The organism is Xanthobacter autotrophicus (genome assembly GCF_030015065.1).
Lineage (GTDB): Bacteria > Pseudomonadota > Alphaproteobacteria > Rhizobiales > Xanthobacteraceae > Xanthobacter > Xanthobacter autotrophicus_D.
On sequence record NZ_JAIVFN010000418.1, the window covers coordinates 1 to 447 of the forward strand.

Annotated in this window: 1 pseudogene; it reads left to right on the forward strand. The window is 73.6% G+C overall.

What is annotated here, in order from left to right:
* Window positions 1-258, forward strand: a pseudogene (locus tag K9U40_RS23820) (esterase); the annotation flags it as partial.
* Between the last annotated feature and the right edge of the window lie 189 nt (window positions 259-447).

A 447-nucleotide genomic window follows, 5' to 3' on the forward strand; every position in this document is an offset into this window, starting at 1 on the left:
AATGGCCCAGGGCAGGCCGCTGGCGCAGCAGCAGCCCCACGCGTGACTCGGGGCCAGTCCAGCCGCGGCGCGCGGCACACGCGCAGCGTCTATACGGATGCGGCCGGCCGCGACGCGCTCGAATACTGGCAACTGCACGGCGCCGGCCATGCCTGGTCGGGCGGCAGCGCCAGCGGCAGCTACACGGACCCGTCCGGCGCGGATGCGAGCGCGGAGATGCTGCGCTTCTTCCTTGCCCATCCGCGTGCGGCAGGCTGACCGGGCGCCGCTGCCTGCTGCGCGACACCTCCCCTGGATACTGGCACGCCGCATGGGGGCTTCGGAGCCAACGGACCGGATCGTGCCTACACTGCCAGCCATGACCTCCCTGGTTTGCGCCTTCGCCACCCTGGCCGCTCTGCTGCACGCAGCGGCCGGCGCGCGAGCGGCCGCCAAGCGGATGCGCCG